This window comes from Pseudaeromonas paramecii (genome assembly GCF_039540575.1).
Classification (GTDB): Bacteria; Pseudomonadota; Gammaproteobacteria; order Enterobacterales; family Aeromonadaceae; genus Pseudaeromonas; species Pseudaeromonas paramecii.
Genome location: NZ_BAABFC010000020.1, coordinates 94,051 through 113,693, shown reverse-complemented (window position 1 = coordinate 113,693; position 19,643 = coordinate 94,051). Strand labels below are relative to the sequence as shown.

Annotated in this window: 17 protein-coding genes; 11 read left to right on the top strand and 6 right to left on the bottom strand. The window is 65.1% G+C overall.

Annotated features, from left to right (window positions below; translation table 11 throughout):
* Positions 1-779: 779 nt before the first annotated feature.
* Positions 780-1,676, bottom strand: coding sequence for a DMT family transporter (locus ABD847_RS13955; protein ID WP_345014076.1), 897 nt, complete (start codon positions 1,674-1,676; stop codon positions 780-782).
* A 181-nt stretch (positions 1,677-1,857) separates the two neighbouring features.
* Here ABD847_RS13955 and ABD847_RS13950 point away from each other — a divergent pair, with 181 nt between their 5' ends.
* Positions 1,858-2,724, top strand: coding sequence for a helix-turn-helix domain-containing protein (locus ABD847_RS13950; RefSeq protein WP_345014074.1), 867 nt, complete (start codon positions 1,858-1,860; stop codon positions 2,722-2,724).
* 26 nt (positions 2,725-2,750) lie between these two features.
* On the opposite strand, the gene ABD847_RS13945 is transcribed toward ABD847_RS13950, so the two are convergent.
* On the bottom strand, positions 2,751-4,022 hold the full coding sequence (locus ABD847_RS13945; protein ID WP_345014072.1) for a ferredoxin reductase family protein: 1,272 nt from the start codon (positions 4,020-4,022) through the stop codon (positions 2,751-2,753).
* Positions 4,023-4,187: 165 nt separating this feature from the next.
* Here ABD847_RS13945 and ABD847_RS13940 point away from each other — a divergent pair, with 165 nt between their 5' ends.
* On the top strand, positions 4,188-4,685 hold the full coding sequence (locus ABD847_RS13940; RefSeq protein WP_345014070.1) for a GNAT family N-acetyltransferase: 498 nt from the start codon (positions 4,188-4,190) through the stop codon (positions 4,683-4,685).
* Positions 4,686-4,698: 13 nt separating this feature from the next.
* On the top strand, positions 4,699-5,433 hold the full coding sequence (locus ABD847_RS13935) for a Crp/Fnr family transcriptional regulator (protein WP_345014068.1): 735 nt from the start codon (positions 4,699-4,701) through the stop codon (positions 5,431-5,433).
* On the opposite strand, the gene ABD847_RS13930 is transcribed toward ABD847_RS13935, so the two are convergent.
* From ABD847_RS13930 to ABD847_RS13920, 3 genes are read right to left on the bottom strand one after another with little or no spacing between them, the layout of a single operon-like run.
* Positions 5,430-6,704, bottom strand: a complete 1,275-nt coding sequence (locus ABD847_RS13930; protein WP_345014066.1) for a GGDEF domain-containing protein — start codon at positions 6,702-6,704, stop codon at positions 5,430-5,432. The two genes, ABD847_RS13935 and ABD847_RS13930, sit on opposite strands and share 4 nt — an antisense overlap.
* A gap of 33 nt (positions 6,705-6,737) precedes the next feature.
* The gene (locus tag ABD847_RS13925) at positions 6,738-7,907 is read right to left on the bottom strand and encodes an EAL domain-containing response regulator (protein ID WP_345014064.1); all 1,170 of its coding nucleotides are present in this window, start codon (positions 7,905-7,907) and stop codon (positions 6,738-6,740) included.
* On the bottom strand, positions 7,897-9,345 hold the full coding sequence (locus tag ABD847_RS13920; RefSeq protein ID WP_345014062.1) for a response regulator: 1,449 nt from the start codon (positions 9,343-9,345) through the stop codon (positions 7,897-7,899). The genes ABD847_RS13925 and ABD847_RS13920 overlap by 11 nt, the downstream gene beginning before the upstream one ends.
* Positions 9,346-9,494: 149 nt before the next feature.
* Between ABD847_RS13920 and ABD847_RS13915 the strand changes: the two genes are divergently transcribed.
* The 8 genes from ABD847_RS13915 to ABD847_RS13880 all read left to right on the top strand — a co-directional run bounded on the left by ABD847_RS13915 (position 9,495) and on the right by ABD847_RS13880 (position 17,888).
* Positions 9,495-9,884, top strand: coding sequence for an Hpt domain-containing protein (locus ABD847_RS13915; protein WP_345014060.1), 390 nt, complete (start codon positions 9,495-9,497; stop codon positions 9,882-9,884).
* Between the two features lie 79 nt (positions 9,885-9,963).
* Positions 9,964-10,446 (top strand): MarR family winged helix-turn-helix transcriptional regulator, encoded by a 483-nt coding sequence (locus ABD847_RS13910; protein ID WP_345014058.1) that lies wholly within the window; start codon positions 9,964-9,966, stop codon positions 10,444-10,446.
* Positions 10,447-10,711: 265 nt separating this feature from the next.
* The gene (gene proV, locus ABD847_RS13905; RefSeq protein WP_345014055.1) at positions 10,712-11,908 is read left to right on the top strand and encodes a glycine betaine/L-proline ABC transporter ATP-binding protein ProV; all 1,197 of its coding nucleotides are present in this window, start codon (positions 10,712-10,714) and stop codon (positions 11,906-11,908) included.
* Entirely contained in the window at positions 11,905-13,056 is a 1,152-nt protein-coding gene (gene proW, locus ABD847_RS13900; protein ID WP_345014053.1) for a glycine betaine/L-proline ABC transporter permease ProW, read from the top strand. The genes proV and proW overlap by 4 nt, the downstream gene beginning before the upstream one ends.
* Positions 13,057-13,059: 3 nt before the next feature.
* The gene (gene proX, locus ABD847_RS13895) at positions 13,060-14,055 is read left to right on the top strand and encodes a glycine betaine/L-proline ABC transporter substrate-binding protein ProX (RefSeq protein WP_345014051.1); all 996 of its coding nucleotides are present in this window, start codon (positions 13,060-13,062) and stop codon (positions 14,053-14,055) included.
* Positions 14,056-14,834: 779 nt separating this feature from the next.
* Entirely contained in the window at positions 14,835-15,746 is a 912-nt protein-coding gene (locus ABD847_RS13890; protein ID WP_345014049.1) for a carbohydrate kinase family protein, read from the top strand.
* A 116-nt stretch (positions 15,747-15,862) separates the two neighbouring features.
* Positions 15,863-16,342: a hypothetical protein gene (locus ABD847_RS13885; protein WP_345014048.1), complete on the top strand. Its 480-nt coding sequence runs from the start codon at positions 15,863-15,865 to the stop codon at positions 16,340-16,342.
* Positions 16,343-16,385: 43 nt separating this feature from the next.
* Positions 16,386-17,888: an AGE family epimerase/isomerase gene (locus ABD847_RS13880; protein ID WP_345014046.1), complete on the top strand. Its 1,503-nt coding sequence runs from the start codon at positions 16,386-16,388 to the stop codon at positions 17,886-17,888.
* A gap of 64 nt (positions 17,889-17,952) precedes the next feature.
* Here ABD847_RS13880 and ABD847_RS13875 read toward each other — a convergent pair whose 3' ends face one another.
* Complete coding sequence (locus ABD847_RS13875) at positions 17,953-19,587, bottom strand: methyl-accepting chemotaxis protein (RefSeq protein ID WP_345014044.1); 1,635 nt, start codon at positions 19,585-19,587, stop codon at positions 17,953-17,955.
* Between the last annotated feature and the right edge of the window lie 56 nt (positions 19,588-19,643).

Sequence of the window (19,643 nt, the reverse complement as noted above, 5' to 3'; positions counted from 1 at the left end):
AGTATTAATGTGTTCGCCGTCGTCTAAATCGGACCTCTCCGAGGCCTGCCTCGGCGAGTGCAACAATTTATTAAGCGGCAATTTGCCACCTATCCACAGCGGCGGGCCGCCTAGTTCCGCAAGGCATGATGACTCACCCTTGCAACCTGTTGTTCTGACGCCAAAAAATTCTTGGGTTTTCACCGGTCGTGGATAGGCGGCAAATTTGCCGCCTATCCCGCAGTGGGACCTGATCGTGTTCCTAACTGGCCGTATCGACAGTGATTTTGCCCCAGGCCTGGCCGGTTTGCTGGGCGCCAGTCAAGCTACCGCCCCTGGGTTTCAGCCCCCAGTACGCTGCCTCAAACACAGTCCTATGAGTCCCTATCCTAACCGTCCTTTACGTGCATTGACATGCGGGTAGGTCACATTTGGCAATCTGTCAACTGAGCGGGTCAGATGGGGCGCCCCCCTTGCGCTTCGATGGCGCAGCGTTAGGCCAGCGCCCCGCCGAGGCGCGGTCTAACTGGCTAGGGGTAGGGCTGCATTGCCCAGCACCGGTTTGGCGCCAGGCCGAGGCAGGTCACCGGGAGCCGGCGTCGCTGGCCTGGGGTATCCGCGCCGTGCAGCAGGGAGGATGGCAGTGAGTGGCGAGAAGTGCGTGGAGAGAAGTGCGTGGTGAGTGGGAATGGCTGGGTAAAAGCGATTCAGACAAGCATGGGCCGCCATGCCAGGCGGCCCTGCCCTCTAGGCAAAACTGACGCCGCGATATCAACGGCAGCCTTGCTGGCACCGCCTTGTTACGCCGCCACGGCCCGCCGCCCGCGGCCAAAGGCGCTGGCGGGTATAAACATGACGCCATTGCCCATCAGGATCAGGGCCAGCCCCAGCACGGCGTTGGCATGCCAGACGTAGCCTTCAAACAGGGTGGAGACCCCCAGGGCCACCAGGGGGAACAGCAGTGTGCTGTAGGCGGCCTGGCTGGCGCCGATGCGGCCCACCAGGGCGAAGTAGGCACCAAAGCCGATGACGGAGCCAAACACCGCCAGATAGCCCAGAGCCCCCAGGTAGGTGAGGCTCAGCTCGGGGGTAAAGTCCGCCCCCTGGGCCCAGGCCAGGGCGCCCATCACCCCGGTGCCGTAGAGCATGGCCCGGGCGTTGGTGGAGAGGATGTCCAGGCCCTGGCGCTGATGGCGGGCGCTCAGCATGTTGCCCAGAGAAAACCCGTAGGTGCCTAACAGGCTCAGACCGACGCCGGGCAGCAGGGCCGGATGCCACGCCCTAAGCTCTGGCCAGAACAGGCAGATCATGCCCAACAGCCCCAGCCCGGCGGCAGGCCAGAAGCGGCCCGGGATCTGCTGGCCGAAGAACAGCCGGGCGTTGATGGCGTTGAACAGCACCGCCATGGAGAAGATCACCGACTCCAGGCCGCTGTTGATGCTGTGGGAGGCGGTGTAGAAGCAGTAGAAGTTGAAGCCGAACACGCAGCAGCCCTGCAGCAGGCAGAAGCCGTGATCCCGCAGGCTGAGCGGCCTTAACCGCCGGCTGCCCCACAGGATGAGCCACAACAGGGCCGAGGCCAGGGCGAAGCGCCAGAAGATGGACACGGCCACCGGCACGGCGCCCTGTTGCAACACGATGGCGATCCAGGTGGTGCCCCAGATCAGCACCACCAGCAGATAGAGAAACAGGTTCATGGTACGACTCCTCACCAGACAGGCGAGCAGTCTGCCCGATTTCGGCTCCACCGGCTTGCCCATCCTTGCGGCGGCGCGCGGCACTTGCACACTCTTGCGCTTTTTTTGCCGCCCGGGCGAGGCGCGCTGGCATCCGTCGGCGCCATTTCTTAGACTGGACCCCTTAGCCGGGAGCCAGGATATGCGCCGTTACCAAGCCTTCGAGAATCTGAGCCAGCACAAGGCCCAACTGCGGGAGCGCGTCCGCCTGGGGTCGGGCATCGAGCTGGCCGCCTGGACCAACAAGCACGACACCATCACCCAGTGCTGCGATCACCATACCCTGAGCCTGTATGTGGCCGACGGCTACGAGACCTACCACAAGACCCCCTATGGCTGGCGCAACGGCGGCGCGCCGGATCGCTTCTGCCTGATGCCCCAGCAGTGCGAATCCACCTGGGATGTGCGCTCGGATCTCTCCTTCGTGCACCTCTACTGCACCGATGAGCACCTCAAGGCCATCGCCCTGCAGATCTGGGACAAGGCCCCCGCCGAGCTGAACCTGGACGAGCAGACCTTCGGCGAGGATCCGCGCATCACAGCCCTCTACCGCCACTGCCTGCTGGCCTGCGACTGGCAGCAGGACGCCAACCAGCTGCTGCTCTCCACCAGCGCCACCTTGCTGCTCACCCACCTGATCCAGCACTACAGCCAGGTGCGCTGGCAGCTGCCGACGGTGCGCGGTGGCCTGGCCCCGATGGTACAGCGGCGGGTGCAGGCCTATATCGAGGCCAACCTGGACAGCCCCCTCACCCTGGCGGAGCTGGCGGCCCAGGCCCAGCTCAGCGAATACCACTTCGCCCGCATGTTCAAACAGAGCACCGGGCTGGCGCCCCACCAGTTCGTGATGCTGCGCCGGCTGGAGAAGGCCCGGGAGCTGCTGCGCCACAGTCCGCTGCCCTTGACCGAGATCGCCCTGGCCTGCGGCTTCGCCAGCCCCAGCCACTTCGCCAACCGCTTTCGCGCCAGCACCGGACTCAGCCCCAGCGCCTGGCGGCGCCAGGCCTAGCATCCTGGCTGAACCCACTTAGCCCATCAACGAAACGCGAACCGCTCATGGTGCAGCCGGCCGGCAGGCAGGGCGCTGGCCAGGCATTCGCCCAGGCCCTGAGGACCGCAGAACCAGCACTGGGCTTGGGGGTCGGTAAACAGTGGCCGGGGATCCAGCAGCCCCTGTTGCTGGCGGGTGTGGATCTCCAGCGCCACGCCGCTCTTGCGCGCCAGTTGCCGCAGGCGCTCGCCGTGCAGCACCTCCTCCGGGCGCTCGACGCAATAGATGAGCCGGGTGTGGCACCGGGTCTGCCCCTGGCGCGCCAAGGCCTCCAGCCAGGCGAAGAAGGGGGTGATGCCGATGCCGCCGGCGATCCACAGCTGGGGCGTCGCCCCTTCGTCCGGCAGGACAAAGCGGCCATAAGGCCCCTCGGCCCAGACGCGCTGCCCCGCCCGGCAGCCCTGCACCAGCTGCCGGGTGTGATCCCCCAGCCCCTTGATGGCGAAGTGAGTCAGGCCGGTGTCCGGGTCCTGGCGCAGTATGGTGAAGGGATGGGCCCCCTCCCTGGCATCCAGGGTCAGCAGGGCGAACTGCCCAGGCTGGTAGTCCCGGGTGAAGGCGCGGGGCAGCCGGATGGCCAGCTCCACCAGATCCGGTGCCGGATGACTCACTACCTCCAGCTGGCCGGTGACCCGACGGGCCCGACCGATGCGGCCCAGCAGGCTCCACAGGGCGGCGACCAGCACCAGCAGGCAGGCCAGCTGGGTCAGCCAGCCGAAGGGGGTGTTGCGCAGGGGGTCGGAGAGCAGGATCAGGCTGTGCAACCCGGCCATCAGCCCCAGCACGGCCCCCAGCTTGTGGATCAGGCGAAAGCGGCCATAGGGCAGCGCCTGCACCAGACTGATGATGACCAGCAGCAGCATGCCGTAGAAGGCCAGCTCCCCCAGCTCCATGCCCAGGCCCCGCCAACTGGCCCCCTGATGGGCATGGCGGGCTCCCGGGGTCAGCCAGCCCCACTGGATCAGCCAGCGGGGGGATTTACTCAGCAGCCAGTGCAGCACCACCAGACCCGCGGCGCCGATGCCGCACCACTTGTGCAGCAGATAGAGGTGATCCAGCCCCCCCAGGCGCTGCTCCAGCCAGCGTGGCCGGGTGGCCATCAGCAGCAGGGCCGCCAACAGGGCGATGAGCAGGGCGCCGGAGAGCTGCACCAGTTGGCCACGCCAGAAGAAGAAGCCCTGTTGCAGGGCGTCGGCCGGCAGGGTGAACAGCCAGCTGGCCAGGTACAGGGCCAACAGGCCGTAGAGGTATTTCATGACAGGCACTCCCAAAAGACGTCGTAACCATGGGCCTAACCTGAGCCTAGCCCCGGGCTGTCAGCCGAGTGTGTCGGAACTGTGGCCAATTGTGACAGGCGACAGCCTTGGCCGGGCCTGCGGCAGGCGTTACCATGCCCCATCAACCTTACTCAAGGAGGTCCCATGCTGTTGACCGACTATCGCTTGCGCTCCCCTTCCCTCGCGGATCTCGATCGCTGCTACGCCATCGAGCGCAGCGCCTACCCCGGCGACGAGGCGGCGACCCGGGAGAAGATCGAAAAACGTATTCGTATGTATCCGGATGGTTTCATGCTGCTGGAGATCGACGGCGTGATCGCCGGCATGATCAACAGCGCCTGTGCCGATGTGGTGCGCATGGACGACTGTGCCTTCAAGGAGCTGGTGGGCCACGACCCGGCGGGCCGTCAGGCGGTGATATTGTCCCTGGCGGTACACCCGGATCATCAGGGCCAGGGGCTGGCGGGCCTGCTGCTGGTGAACTTCATCCAGCGCATGAAGCGGCTGCACAAGCAGTCCATCGAGCTGATGTGCCGGGAGGAGCATATCGGCCTGTACCGGCGCTTTGGCTTCAACTATGTGCGTCCCAGCGCCTCGGCCCACGGCGGCCTGGCCTGGCACGAGATGCTGCTGCGTCTGTGACACCGGAGGGTCCATGCCACCATCCCAGCCCCTGGCCCAGGCCACCTGGCCCGGTGATATCGCCACCAGCCTGCAACAGGCGCTGCTGGCCATCGCCCGGCCGGTGGATCTGCTGCAGCAGTACAACCGCCTCAATCCGCCCCCTGGCATCTTCTACCTGGAGCAGGGTGCCGTGCTGTTGGCGATACCCGATGGTCAGATGAAGCGCAGCATCGGCATGGCCCTGGGCCCAGGTGACTGGTGGGGCTTTCATGCCTTCAATCCTGAGGTACACCAGCTGTTCAGCCTGATGGAGGTGCTGCTGCCGCCGGTGGCCTGGCTGCTGCCGAAGGCGGAGGTAGAGGGGTTGGGCCGTCAACAGCCCGAGGTCTATAAGTGGTTGTTTGCCATCGCCTTGCAGCAACATGGCGTCCGGCTGCAACTCAACCTCAACAGCTGGCACAGCCTGCCCCAGCGGGTGGCCTATTTGCTGCTGCACCTGGGCGACCGTTGCGGCCAGGATCTGCCCGAGGGGCTGCAGTTGCCCATCAGCCAGCAACAGCTGAGCCTGCTGGCTGGCATCAGCCGACCACGGCTCAACGAGGTGCTCAAGCAGTTTGAGCTGGACGGTCTGCTACGGCTGGCCCGGGGCCGCATCCTGCTGCTGGATCTCCCTGGGCTGCGGGCGCCCCTGCAGTGCCTCAACCTGATGTTTCACGATCCGGGGGCCGGGCTGGTGGCGCCGCCGGGCGATGGCCCCGCGACCTAGTCCCCCACCCCGTTGCGACCCTGCTGTTTGACCCGGTAGAGGGCCTGATCCGCCTGATCCAGCGCGGCCGCCAGGGAGAGCCCGGCCTGCAGCGGCGCCATCCCTATGCTGATGGTCACCCAGGGGGCCGTGGGCGAGGCGGCATGGGGCAGCGCGGCCTCCGCCAGCAGCGCCTGAATGCGCTGGGCCACCACCCGGGCACCGGCCAGATCCGTATCCTCCAGGTAGACCACGAACTCCTCGCCGCCGTAGCGCCCCAGGTTATCCACCTCGTCGCGGATCCCCCGGCGCAGGCAGTCGGCCACCGTCTGCAGACAGGCATCCCCCTGCAGATGGCCGTAATGGTCGTTGTAGCGTTTGAAGTGATCCACATCCAGCATCAGCACCACGGCCTGGCCGCCACGGGCCTGCAGGCGGCTCAGGCGCTTCTCCGCCGTGCTGAAAAAGGCCCGCCGATTGGGGATGTTCAGCAGGGGATCCAGGTTGGAGGCCTCCACCAGAGCCCGCATCAGCTGCAGGTTCTCGAACTCCTGAGCGGCGGTAAAGCGCACCAGGCGATTGGCGAAATAGAAGAACAGCCCACTGAGCCACAAGAGCTCCAGCCAGCCGACGTAACTGAACCAGTGGGTGCTCTGATCCGGTGCCAGCAGCCGCTGGATATAGGGATCATTCAGCAGGCTGGCGAACAAGATCCCCAGCATCAAACTGGCCAGGGAGGGAAAGATGAAGGCGATGCTGGCATAGCTCAGGGAGAGGGTGAGAAACACCGCCGACATGATGCCCCAGTTGGAATTGGTCAGGATCAGGTACTGGACGTGGTAGTGGTAGTTGAGCAGACACAACCACAGCAGGGTCACCAGGGTGACCGCCAGCAGGATCCAGCGGGCCCGGGTATACCGGTAGATCCGTTCAGCCTGGCGCCGCCCCAGCAGCCAGCCCGGCCGCCAAAAAAACAACAGGCAGGCCAGCACAGTCAAGCCATAGAGCCCCTGCAGCAAGCCGGAAGGCGCCAGCAGGGGATCCCACAGCGACACCACATCCAGCTGGATTTCTCCCCGATGCAACAGCCCAGCAATACGCATCACCAGGTAAGCCTGGGTCAGCAGGTTCACCAGCAGGAACAGGCGGACCACCACGTTGGCGTAGAGGGACTTGTTCTTGGCGATAAAATCATCCAGCGTCCACTCATGCCCCTCACTGAGCAGGCGGCGGGAGAAGCGCCCCAGGTCGCGCCTATCGGTCAAAGGGCTCAGTCGCTTGTCCAGTTTCATGTCGGCTCCTGCGTGGGCTTGATTGGTTTCATACTAGCCCCAACGGGCCAGCAATGTCTCGGCCGGCACCGGCGGTGAATAGAGATACCCCTGCAACAGCTGACAGCCCTGGTTGGCCAACAGATCGGCCTGAGCCTGAGTCTCCACCCCCTCTGCCACGGTGCGGATCTTGAGGCGTTCCGCCAGGGCCAGGGTGGTCTCCACCGCCGCCCTGTGTCTGGGGTTGTCCAGCATGCGCGCCACGAAGGCCCGGTCGATCTTCAGCTCGCTGGCCGGCGTATGGATCAGCTGCAATAAGGACGCATGGCCGGTACCGAAATCATCCAGCGCCAAGCCCACGCCGTGCAGCCGCAACCGGCTGGCGACGCTCAGCAGGGCCTCCAGATCCCCGCAGGCCTGGGTCTCGGTGATCTCCAGGCACAGGCGCTGGGGCGGGAAGTCAAACTCGGCCAACAGGGTCAGCACCTCCTCCACCAAGGTCGGCGACAGCAGCTCATCCGGCGCTATGTTCACCGACAGGCTCAGATCCAGTCCCTGGCTACGCCACTGCTGGGCGCTGGCCAGAGACTGGGCCAACATGCTCATGGTGAGGCGATGCCCCAGCCCAGCCGCATCCAACTGGTCGAGAAAGCCCGCCGGCCCCACTACCTCGCCGCCGGGACGCACCCAGCGGGCCAAGGCCTCCACCCCCATGAGGCGGCCGGTCTGGGCACAGATCTGGGGCTGAAAATAGGGCTGAAAGTCCCCCCGCGCCAGCGCCTGTCTCACCGCCTGAACGCTGGGAGCAGACGGCAGAGGTGGCGGACTGGGCGCTGCCACCCAGGACAGATCCGTGGCAAACAGATCCTGGATCTGCTGCCGCGCCACCGGCTTGCGAAACTGCCCCACCAGGTTGAGGCCCTGCAGCTGCGCCAGGGTCGCCACCGATGCCATCACCTCGCTGCTGGCCGCACTGATGAGTACCAGGGCGCTGGACAGCTGCCGGCGGGCCAGCTCCGCCAGCAGGCAGATCCCATCCATGCCTGGCAGGCCCAGATCCAGCATGATGATGTCTGGCAAAAAGCCATCGTCCAGCCGTTGCAGGGCCGCCCGGCCATCCGCCACCGCCTGGATCTGGCCGGCATGGGGCTGACTCAGCCGGGCCAGCCACTGACGCTGAAAATCATCATCTTCGACGATAAGCAGTCTGTATTCAGGCTTCATTGGATACCTCGTTACTGGCCAGAGCCAGGCTGACAGAATCACAGGGCTCCTGCGCGTCGCAGGCGCGCACCAGGGGAGGCAGGGCACACCAGCGGGCCAGATACAGGCGCCAGGCCAGGTGCTCGACCCGATCCGTCGCGTCGGCCAGCTGTCGGTTGAGTTGTCCCAACTGAACCTCCGCTTCAGGATCGCCAAGCAGGCGTAACAGCTTGACCAACTCCATCTGCTCCAGCAGCGGGCGCTGGCCCTGCTGCCGCTGACACACCCTCTGGTACTGGGTCAGGCAGAGCGCGCCCTGCTGGGGTGCCCCCAGCAGACAGTGGCGGCGTCCCAGCAGCAGCAAGGCCATGGGACGGTAGGCCACCTGTCCGACCTGCTGTTGCCACAGGCCACACAGTTGCTGGAATTGCTGCAACAGCGCCGCCACCGCGGCCGGCTCGCCCTGGCCCAGCCGATCCAGTTGTACCGCCGCCAGCAGGGGCATCAGCTGGCCGGCCCAGCTCAGGCCGGGTCTATCCTGCCTGAGCCCCTCTTGCAGCGCCTGCTGTGCCGCCAGCAGGGTGCCATCGGCCAGCTCGACGCAGGCCAGCAACCAGTGGGGCTCTACCGAGCCCGGCGCCAGGCTGATGGCCTGCTGCAACTTCTGCCGGGCCCGGGAAAACTGGTGCATCCGCAGGGCATTCTCGGCCCCCAGGGTCAGAGCCATGGCACAAAACAGCGGATCCGACTCCAGCGCCGCCAACCAGCTGTCCGCCAGGGCGTAATAGCGCCGTCGCATGGCCAGCTCCGCCAGGGCCAGCTGGGCACGTTTGCCTTCGGGGCCCCCCTTGAGATCCAGCAAGGCGTTATGGGCGCGATCAAATTGCCGCTGCGCCATCCAGATCCTGGCCTGTAACAACGCCAGGCCTGGGGCATCTTCAGGCGACTGGGCCAGCACGTCCGCCACCTGTCCGGCGGCGGCCGACAGCAGGCCGCACTGCAGCAACGTCAAAATGGGCGCCAGCTGCTGACGACGTGCCAGCCAGCCCGGCCAGCGGTGGCACACAATGGCGGTCTGCACCGGCTTGAGCAGATAGCCATCCGGCGCGAGGGCCACCAGGCGCCGCATCCGGCTCAGGGTGGCGTCGTCGGTCATCATCAGGACCACGCAGTCGGTCGCCAGCCACCCCTCCCGTTGCAGGGCCGCCAGCAATTGGCCACCATCCGCCTGTTCGGCCCCCAGGGTGTCATCACACAGCAGCAACTGATAGGCGTGTTCGCGGCACAGACGCCAGGCGGTTTCAGCATCCGCCGCCCAATCCAGCCGGATTGGCGGTATGCCCAGCTGCGCCAGCTCGCTGCGCAGGTGCTGGGCCTGTTGGGGGCACGACTCCACCAGCAATACGCCGCGGGCCGCATCCAAGCCGAGAAGGACGGAGGGCAGGTGCGATTCGACCATCGGAGGTTGGCTCCTCTGCTTGCCAGACAAAGAAACCATGCTAACGACAAATGATTTATGTATCTGTTCCGCAAAGAACAGAGTGCAAATCCCGAAGCATGCAAAATTAACCAGCATTTAAAACCACACGATAGCGGCATCAGCAAAATATGAAACTGGAGACCAAGATGGGCGGGCGCTGGCTGGATCAAGGCAAACTGTGGCGCCTGTGCGGTGAGGCCGGCGACCTGTTTTATGAGGCGTTACGGGTTTATCAGCACAGTGCGGCATCCCTGCGGGGGCAGCTGGCCGAGGCTCAGCAACAACAGGACTGGCCCGAGCTCAGGCGCCTGTTGCATCGCTTGAAGGGCAGCCTGCCCTATCTGGCCAGCGAGCCCTTATGCCAGCGGCTCATCGCCGTGACGCTGGCGGCGCAGCACGAGGACGACCTGCGGCTGGACTGCCACTGGCCTGGCCTGCAGCTGGGTCTGACGGCACTGGAGCAGGAGATCGGTCAAGCCTTATCCGGTCAGGCCAGCACCGCGTCGTCCCCCCATTGACCAGGATTTACCTTGCGGGGGCTTGCCATGGCGCGCCGGCCTGTCTATAAAGCCCTGACATTCCAGACGTAACCGCATCATGAATCCGAAAAGTCAGGCCGTGCTCAGCCACCTGCGCGGCATCATACGCACCATAGATCTCAACGAACGGGACCTGAGCCGTGCCTGCGGCCTCACCCTGCCCCAACTGCTGACCCTGCAGACCCTGCAGGCGGAACAGCCCATGAGCACGGGGGTGCTGGCCCAGCGCATGAACCTGGCCCAGGCCACCGTCACCAGCATACTGGATCGCTTGGAGAGCCGGGCCCTGGTTATCCGGCTGCGGGGCACGGATGACAAGCGCAAGGTGTGGGTCAAGCTCACCGAGGAGGGGGCCGCGCGTCTCTCTCAGGCACCGGATACCCTGCAGGAGCGCTTTGTGGAGCGCTTCGCCACCCTGCCAGACTGGCAGCAGTCCATGCTGCTGGGCTCCCTGGAACTGCTGGCCGAGGTGCTGGATGCGCCTATCCAACAGACTGCCCCCATGCTGGCCGGCGGCGAGTTGACCCGCAACGAGCCCTAAACAAAAATTAGCAATGCTAAACATAAATTTCGAAAGAGCTTAAAAGCCCGCCACTCGGCGGGCTTTTTTTTTGTTCCACTCACCGAGTAAATCCGCCTTTTCAATCAAAAACACCCCCTACCAATCCGCCACTTATCGGGGTGATCTGGCGTTAAGCCCGACGAAATCCTTCAAATTCACGGCAAATTGCTTTACGGTACTAATGATTAGTATTGCTATGCATATTTAGTTTCATTTCTGTACACCTTCCCATAGTAAGGATTCCATGACTGCCAAACTCGAAGTCAAACAACTCTATAAGGTCTTCGGCGACAAGCCGGAGCGGGCCTTTGCCCTGCTGGAACAGGGGCAGGACAAGGCCGAGATCCTCAAACGCACCGGCCTCTCCGTCGGGGTGCAGGACGTCAACCTCAGCATTCAGGAAGGGGAAATCTTCGTCATCATGGGGCTCTCCGGCTCCGGCAAGTCCACCCTGGTGCGCCTGCTCAACCGCCTGATCGAGCCGAGCCGCGGCCAGGTGCTGATCGACGGCGAGGACATTGCGTCCATCTCCGCCGACGCCCTGCGCCAGGTGCGGCGCAAGAAGATCAGCATGGTGTTCCAGTCTTTCGCCCTGATGCCCCACCTGACCGTGCTGGACAATGCCGCCTTCGGCTTGATGCTGGCCGGGGTGGCCAAGCCGCAGCGTGATGCGGCGGCCCGTCAGGCCCTGGCCCAGGTGGGCCTGGAGACCTGGGCCGACGCCTACCCCGATGCCCTGTCCGGCGGCATGAAACAACGGGTCGGCCTGGCCCGCGCCCTGGCCAACGACCCGGACATCCTGTTGATGGACGAGGCCTTCTCCGCCCTGGATCCCCTGATCCGCACCGAGATGCAGGACGAGTTGCTGAAGCTGCAGGGCAGCCAGCAGCGCACCATCGTCTTCATCTCCCACGATCTGGACGAGGCCATGCGCATCGGCGATCGCATCGCCATCATGCAGGAGGGGGTGGTGGTACAGATAGGCACCCCGGACGAGATCCTGAACCAGCCAGCCAACGACTATGTGCGTGCCTTCTTCCGCGGCGTGGATCTGGCCCAGGTGTTCAGCGCCAAGGACATAGCCCAGCGCCGCCAGATCCCCCTCATCAAGAAACACGACACCGACGGCCCCCGCGCCGCCCTCAAGCAGCTCGAGGATCAGGAGCGCGACTACGGCTTCGTCATCGACCGCAACCGGCGCTTCGTCGGCGTGGTGTCGGTAGACTCCCTCAAGCAGGCCGCCGCCGGCCAGCAGGCGCTGGATAAGGCCCTGTTGCCCCTGCCCCAGCCCATTCAAGGCGAAACGCCGCTGAACGAGCTGATCGGCCTGGTGGCCGAGGCGCCCTGCCAGGTACCCGTGGTGGATGAGAGGGGCCTCTACCTGGGCCTCATCTCCAAGACCCACCTGCTGCAAACCCTGGATCGGAGTACCCCGGCATGACCCAGTCTCTTCGTCTCTGGCTGCCTCTCATTTGGCTGGCCACCCTGCTGTTGACCCTGCCGGCCCAGGCCGCCGATACCGCCAGCGAGCCCGATCCCTGGGCCACTAGCAGCCAAACCGCCGACGACCCCTGGGGCACGGCAGGCAACGGCGAGCAGCAGGCCCAGGCGGACTGGCTCAGTACCCCCGCACCAACCGCTGCACAAGACACAAGCATCGACTGGCGCCAGCCGTTCGACCAGGCCTGGATCCCGCTGGACAGCTGGATAGAGTCCGGCATCGACTGGCTGGTGGTGCATTTTCGCCCCGTCTTCCAGCTCATCCGCGCCCCGGTGGACATGACCCTCAACGCCATCCAGGGCGCCCTGCTCTGGGTGCCGGCGCCCCTGATGATCTTGCTGCTGGCCCTGGTCGCCTGGCAGCTGGTGGGCGGTGGCATGGCCCTCGGCAGCCTGGTCGCCCTGCTGGGCATCGGCCTCATCGGCGCCTGGGCCGACGCCATGGTGACCCTGGCGCTGGTGCTCACCTCACTGTTCTTCTGCCTGCTGCTCGGCCTGCCCTGCGGCATCTGGCTGTCCCGCAGCCAGCGGGCCGCCACCTGGGTGCGCCCGCTGCTGGACGCCATGCAGACCACCCCCGCCTTCGTCTACCTGGTGCCCATCGTCATGCTGTTCGGCATCGGCAACGTGCCCGGCGTGGTGGTGACCATCATCTTCGCCCTGCCCCCCATCATCCGCCTCACTCTGCTGGGCATTCAGCAGGTGCCGGCGGATCTGGTGGAGGCCGCCCACTCCTTTGGCGCCAGTCCGCGCCAGCTGCTGTTCAAGGTCCAGCTGCCCCTGGCCATGCCCACCATCATGGCCGGGGTCAACCAGACCCTGATGCTGTCGCTGTCCATGGTGGTGATCGCCTCCATGATCGCCGTGGGCGGCCTGGGGCAGATGGTGCTGCGCGGCATCGGCCGCCTGGACATGGGCATGGCCTCGGTGGGCGGGGTGGGCATAGTGCTGCTGGCCATAGTGCTGGACCGGCTGACCCAGGCCATGGGCCAGTCCCAGCGCCACCGCCAGCAGGCACCTCGCGGGCCCCTGGCCCTGCTGCGCCGCCAAGTTGGGCGGCCGACTTCCTCTTCAACCAACAAGGAGTGACCCATGATCAACGCCAAACAGGCCCTTCCCCTGCTGGCCCTGCTGCTGGGCAGCCAGCTGCAGGCCGCCGAGCTGCCCGGACAGGGCGTCAGCGTGCAGCCCATTCAGAGCACCATCGCCGAGGAGAGCTTTCAGACTGTGCTGGTGAGCAAGCTGCTGGCCCGGCTGGGCTATGAGGTCAAACCCGCCAAGGACGTGGATTACAACGTGGGCTACGCCACTGTGGCCAACGGCGAGGGCACCTTCCTCACCTTCAACTGGGATCCGCTGCATGCCGAGAAATACGAGAAGGCCGGCGGCGACGCCAAGTTCTACCGCCAGGGGGACTATGTCAGCGGCGCGGCCCAGGGCTACCTCATCGACAAGAAGACTGCCGAGGCCTACCAGATCAACAACATAGCCCAGTTGAAAGATCCGTCGCTTGCCAAGCTGTTCGATGCCGACGGTGACGGCGTGGCGGATCTGGCCGGCTGCAACCCCGGCTGGGGCTGCGAGGCTGTGGTCAATCACCAGATTGAGGCCTATGGCCTGGTCAAGACGGTGCACCACAACCAGGGCAACTACGCCGCCATCATCGCCGACACCATTGCCCGCTATAAGGCCGGCAAGCCGATCCTCTACTACACCTGGACCCCCTACTGGGTCAGCGGCGAGCTGGTGCCGGGCAAGGACGTGGTCTGGCTGGAGGTGCCCTTCTCCGCCCTGCCCGGCGAGCGCGCCAAGATTGACACTAAGCTGCCCAACGGCAAGAACTATGGCTTCCAGATGAACGTGATGCACATAGTCGCCAACAAGGCGTGGGCCGCGGCCAATCCGGCCGCCGCCAAGCTTTTTGCCATCATGCGCCTGTCCAGCAACGACATCAGCGCCCAGAACATGCGCATGAAGCAGGGCGAAAACAGCCCGGCGGACATAGACCGTCACGCCGAAGGCTGGCTCCAGGCCCATGCCAAGCAGGTGGACGCCTGGCTGGCCGAAGCCCGCCAAGCTGCCGGCTAAGCAGCCGGTTAAGCCAGAGTACACAACGGGGCCAGACGGCCCCGTTTTTATTGTCGTAATTCACCACCGCCTATCGCGGTGGTGAACACTCAGTCGAGGGTACGCCCGTAGAGAGCCCAGGCTAGAACGTTACCCGTCAAGGCACGTATTCTGAATAAACTTCGTATTGTTGCCACCGACATATTGCTGACTAACAGGCCCTCCATCCCTTGCCGCTGGCCGAGGAGAGCGGGCCAGCCGGGCGCGAGGCAAGGATGCCGAGCGAGTTATCGCCGTGTCGGGGCCAGACCGAAAGGGGGACGGGATTGAATATCCCGGCCCGGATTGGCGCGAGGGCAGGGATAGCCCGAGTGGAATGCGCAGCCAAGGAAGGCGAAGCAGACGTCGATAACGACCGAAAAGCTGGCTCGATGGACGAGGGGACCCGGAGGGCCAGCGGATAGGGATTGCTGGGGGGCGAACTGGCGTTAGGACGGGATTGAGTATCCCGGCCCCAGTTTGCCGCGCAGGGCAGGAGCCCGAAGCGGGCGGTTAGTCAGGGATGTCGTCGCCAAGCCAAGCGTAGAAAGAGCACAATAGCGGAGAAGGGCGGCACGGACACCCCCGCCTCAAACAACCACAGCAGGCTAAAAACTCAGGTCTGACAGAGCGATGCCAGAATAAGGTCATCCCCACCGCACCAATCCACCCCGCCAGGGGAAACACAGACTCGCCGGGATCACGGTGACGAACCCGCGTCTGGGATAGTCTGACTCAAACCGTCATCACAGGAGTCAACCATGTCCGCCGCCATCCTGGTCTCGGGTCTGATCAACATAGAAACCACCCTGGGCATAGACCACTTTCCCCTCGACTACTTTCCCGTGACCTACGCCTTCGACCGGGTGGCCAGCACCGTCTCGGGGGTGGGCTACAACGTGGCCAAGGCGCTGCACACGCTGGGCCACGGCGTGGCCATGGCGTCGCTCATCGGCGACGACTTTCACGGCCAGTGGGTCAAGCAGGCCATGGCAAGCCTGGGGCTGGCCACCGAGGGGTTGCAGGCCAGCCTGCCCGCCACCCCGGCCTCGGTGATCCTCTACGAGCCCGGCGGGCGCCGGCAGATCCATGTCGATCTCAAGACCATTCAGGAGAGTGCCTACGATGAGGCGCGCTTCGTGGCCCAGCTGGCGGACTGCCGCCTGGCGGTGATGTGCAACATCAACTACAACCGCGCCCTGCTGCCCGCGGTGCAGGCCGCCGGCCGGCCCATCGCCACCGACGTGCATGTGCTGAGCGACCCGGACGATGCCTACAACCGGGACTTCATGGCCGCCGCCGATATCCTGTTTCTCAGCGACGAGGGGCTGCATGGTCGCCCATCGGAGGAGCTGATCGGCGCCCTACAATCCCGTTACCACAACGACATCATCGTCATGGGGCGCGGCAGCCAGGGGGCCTTGATGTACGTGGCGGCGGATCGACAGTTCTATCAGGCCCCGGCCTGCAGCCCCAGGCCCGTGGTCAATACCATAGGCGCCGGCGACGCCCTGTTCTCGGCCTTCCTCCACGGCTATCTGAGCCATGGCAACCCCTATCAGGCGCTGAACCAGGCCTGCCTGTTTGCCGGTTGGAAGATAGGCGTCGCCGGTGCGGCGGACGGTTTCTTGAGCGCCGGGGAGCTCGCCGGCCTGACGGGCGCCTCAAGCTGATCCCAAGTTGAATCCGAGGACAATCGAGGGGGCCAAAAGGCCCCCATTTTGTCCCGCTTCAGTTTGCATTCATGACCCGCGCCTACAATGGAGTTCCTGTCAGCGGGAGGTGCCTCATGCAACGTCTGTTCTTTTTTTGGCTGCTGTTCGTCAGTACCGGACTCCCAGCCCAGGATCTGCTGATCGGCAGCCGCCTGGGAGAAGCCTCTCGCCACGGGCTGACCCAGGAACTCGAGCCCCTGGTCGGCGGCGGCGTCATCCGGCTGCTGCCCCGGCTGGATCGGCTGGCCATGCTCACCTGCCAGGAGACGGAGCGCCTGCTGGTGACCCAGCCCGGCGAGGCCAGCTTCGCGGTGGAGGCCCTCAGCACCCATGTGCTGGCCCTGCGCCATCTGCAGCTACCGGACAGCGAACGGGACGGCGCCCGTCTGGCCCGCCACATCCGGACCCACTGTCGCAGCGACCCACAGCAACTGCTGCTGGCGGCGGTGGATCTGAGCTTGCGTGAGCAACTGCTGCCATGGCCCCCCTACGCAAACCGGGAGACTCCACCCCCCAGGGGGAAAACAAGTGTCGGCGGGATCCCGGTTTACTGAGCCTCAGCCACTACACTGGTCACTCCAGACTCAAGGAGGACCTATGAGACCCCTAACCTTACTTCCCCTGCTGGGGCTGACCCTCAGCCTGGCCCTGGCCCCCTGCCGCGCCGAACTGCTGGACGGTCAGGCCTGGCTCACCCACGTGCGCCAGGATCTGGCCCCCTTCTGGTACCAGGCCGCCGACGGCATCACGGACGGTGCCTTCCCCAGCTTCCTGTGCAACGACGCCAGTCGTCCGGACCCCAAGGCGCTGCTGGCCGAGCCCAAGCCCGCCAGCCTGTGTCCCGAACTGGCCAATCCGCCGGACTGGATCGCCGAGGGTCTGCCCTATCAGTGGACCCGCATGGTCTCGCGGCAGAGCTTCGCCTACGCCATGCTGTTTCATCTGACCGGCGACCCCAAGGCCCTGGCCCTGGCCCGTCAGGGGGTGGACTTCTTGCGTACCCGCGCCCTGCTGCCCCATGACCCGCAACAGCGGGGGCGGGATGGCGCCATCACCCGCTTCCAGGCTGGCCAGGCCGCCGATAGCCCGGCGGATCGCACCAGCCAGGATCTGGCCTACATAGGCTTGGGCCTGGCCGCCTGGTATTACGTCAGTGGCGATGCCGGCGCCCTGGCCGACCTGCAACGGTTGCAGGATCACCTGTTCACCGCCTATCTGGACCAGGCCCATCAGCGGCTGACCTGGTTCCCGGCCAGCCGGACGCAGGATCAGCAGGTGGAGCTGGTGGCCCAGCTGGATCAGTTGAACGCCTACCTGGTGTTGCTGGCCCCCTGGCTGCAAGGTCAGCAACAGGCCCTCTGGCATCAGCGCATGACCTGGCTGGCCCAGAGCCTGGTGCGGGACTTCTACGCCCCCGCCGAGGGGCGCTTCTACGGCTATCTGCATGACGACAGCGGCAAGCTGCCCTCGGCCCGCCATGCCGACTTCGGCCACAGCAGCAAGAGCTTCTGGATGCTCTACCTCACCGGCCGTCAGTTAGGCGATACCCTGCTCACCAAGCTGGCCGAAGGGGGCCTGTACAGCCTGCTGGCCCGGGCCTACCGGGAGGATCAGCTGAAAAACCTGCCGGTGCCCCTGCCCGCCGGGGCCGACGGCAGCCAGCAGGTAGGCTGGTGGGGGGATAGAGACGGCGAGAACGGCAGTGCCTGGTGGGAGTATGCGGAGCTGGATCAGGCCGCCGCCACCCTGGGTCTGGAGAACGCCAACCCGCGCCGCTACCTCTATCGCACCTGGCCCAGCTGGTTCGCCACCTTTGTCGACCACCAGAATGGCGAGGTCTGGGGCTGGATCAACGATGCCGGCAGCCTCAAGGTACACCTGTGGAAGAACGGCTATCACTCCCTGGAGCATGCCCTGATCGGCTACCTCACCGCCCAGGCCTTCCAGGCCAAGCCCGTCACCCTCTACTTCGCCCGCCCCCTGACGGTGGGTGAGGAGGTGCCTGTCTACTACTATCGCGCCAAGGTGCTGGCCTGCCAGTCTGCCAGCCAACAGGACGGCATCTGGCAGGTGACCCTCTCAGCCCCCCAGCTGCCCTAGGCCGGCCACCGTTGCGGCATAAAAAAGACCGCTCCCAAGGGAGCGGTCTGTCGTCTTACCCAGATTACACCTTGAACTGACGGACCCGGCCGGCCAGCTGGCGGGCCAGCTCGTCCAGATCGCTGCCGGTTTGCCGCACCGTGCCCGAGGTGGCCGCCCCCTCCTCGGTGAGGCTGTTGAGCTCGGAGACGTGGCGGTTGATCTCGTCCATCACTGCGCTTTGCTCCTCGGTGGCCGAGGCTATCTGGAAGTTCATGTCCAGCACCCGGTTGACCGTCTGTTGTATCTCCATCAGGGACTGATGCATCTTGTCCGCCATGCCCACCGTGTTCTCCACCTGGCCGCTGCCCTTGTCCATGGCCTGCACCGCGCTTTGCACACCGCTCTTCAAAGAGCTGATCATGCCCTGAATGTCCTCGGTGGAGCGCTGGGTGCGGCTGGCCAGGGTGCGCACCTCGTCGGCCACCACCGCAAAGCCCCGGCCCTGTTCACCGGCCCGGGCCGCCTCGATGGCGGCATTCAGCGCCAGCAGGTTGGTCTGCTCGGCGATGCCACGGATCACATCCAGCACCGAGGTGATCTTCTCCGACTCCCCGGCCAACTGGGCCACCCGGCCCGCCGCCTGCTGGAAGCTCTCCTGCAGCTGACGGTTCAGAGTGACGTTTTGTTGCAACAGTTGCAGCCCCTGGTTGGCGGCATCCTGGGCCTGATGGGTTTGATCCGAGGTGAGCTGGGCATGCTGGCTGATGTCGTGCACCGCCTGGTTGATCTCGTTGAAGGCGGTCACCAGGGAGGCCAGCTGCACCCGCTGATTCTCGCTGATGTCATCCACCTGAGTGGAGACCTGACGCAGGTTGCTGGTGCTGGCCTCCAGCTCGCCGGCATCCCCCAACAGCAGGCGCACCAGCCCTTGTAATTGGTCCAGGAAGCGGTTGAACTCGGTGGCCAGCTGGCCTAGCTCATCCCGGGTCACCACCGGCAGCCGGCTCACCAGATCGCCGCCACCCCGGTTGATATCCTGAATTTTCTCCGTCACCGCCCGCACGCTGCTGACGATCAGCTTGGGACCCAGATAGATGAGCAGCAAGCCACAGACCAGGGCCACCACCAGCAGCCCCAGAGTCCAGGCCTGACGGCTGTCGGCCATGGCGTCCGAGAACTGCTTGGTCTGGCCGGCCAGTTGATCCGCCAGTTCCCCCGCCAGGTTGTATTGCTCCCGCAGGGCCGCAAACTGCTTGCCGCTCTGATCGTGCAGCTTGTGGGCAGCGGCGGCATCGCCCTGGATGGCCAGGCTGTTGACCTGACGGGCCGACTCCAGCCAGTCGGCAAACAGCCGCTCGAAGTTGGCTAGCTGGGCGACCACATCGGGATAGGGCTGCATGATAGACAGGTAGCTGGCCATGCGATCCTTGGCCTGCTGGACGTTGTCGTCAAAGTCCTGCTTGAGGCCGGCGATCTCCTCGCCCTGGCCCCGCAACAGCAGTATCTCCTGCTGGGCCGTCAGGGCTTGATAGAGATCCCGGTCGGCGTTGAGCACCACCCCCTGGGCCGGCATCAGATCCTCGGCAAACAGCCGGGTATTCTCCTGCAGTCGCCCCAGTGCCAGGTAGTTCAAGATGCCGATGAGCAGGATAAACAAGGTCAGCAGGATCAAGCCGAAGGCCGCCTTGCTGCGAATGCTCATTTTGTTCAAAAACATAGTGCCTTCCTCTCATGTATGGGTGACCCCAGGGAACCTGCGCCCGGAGCAAACCA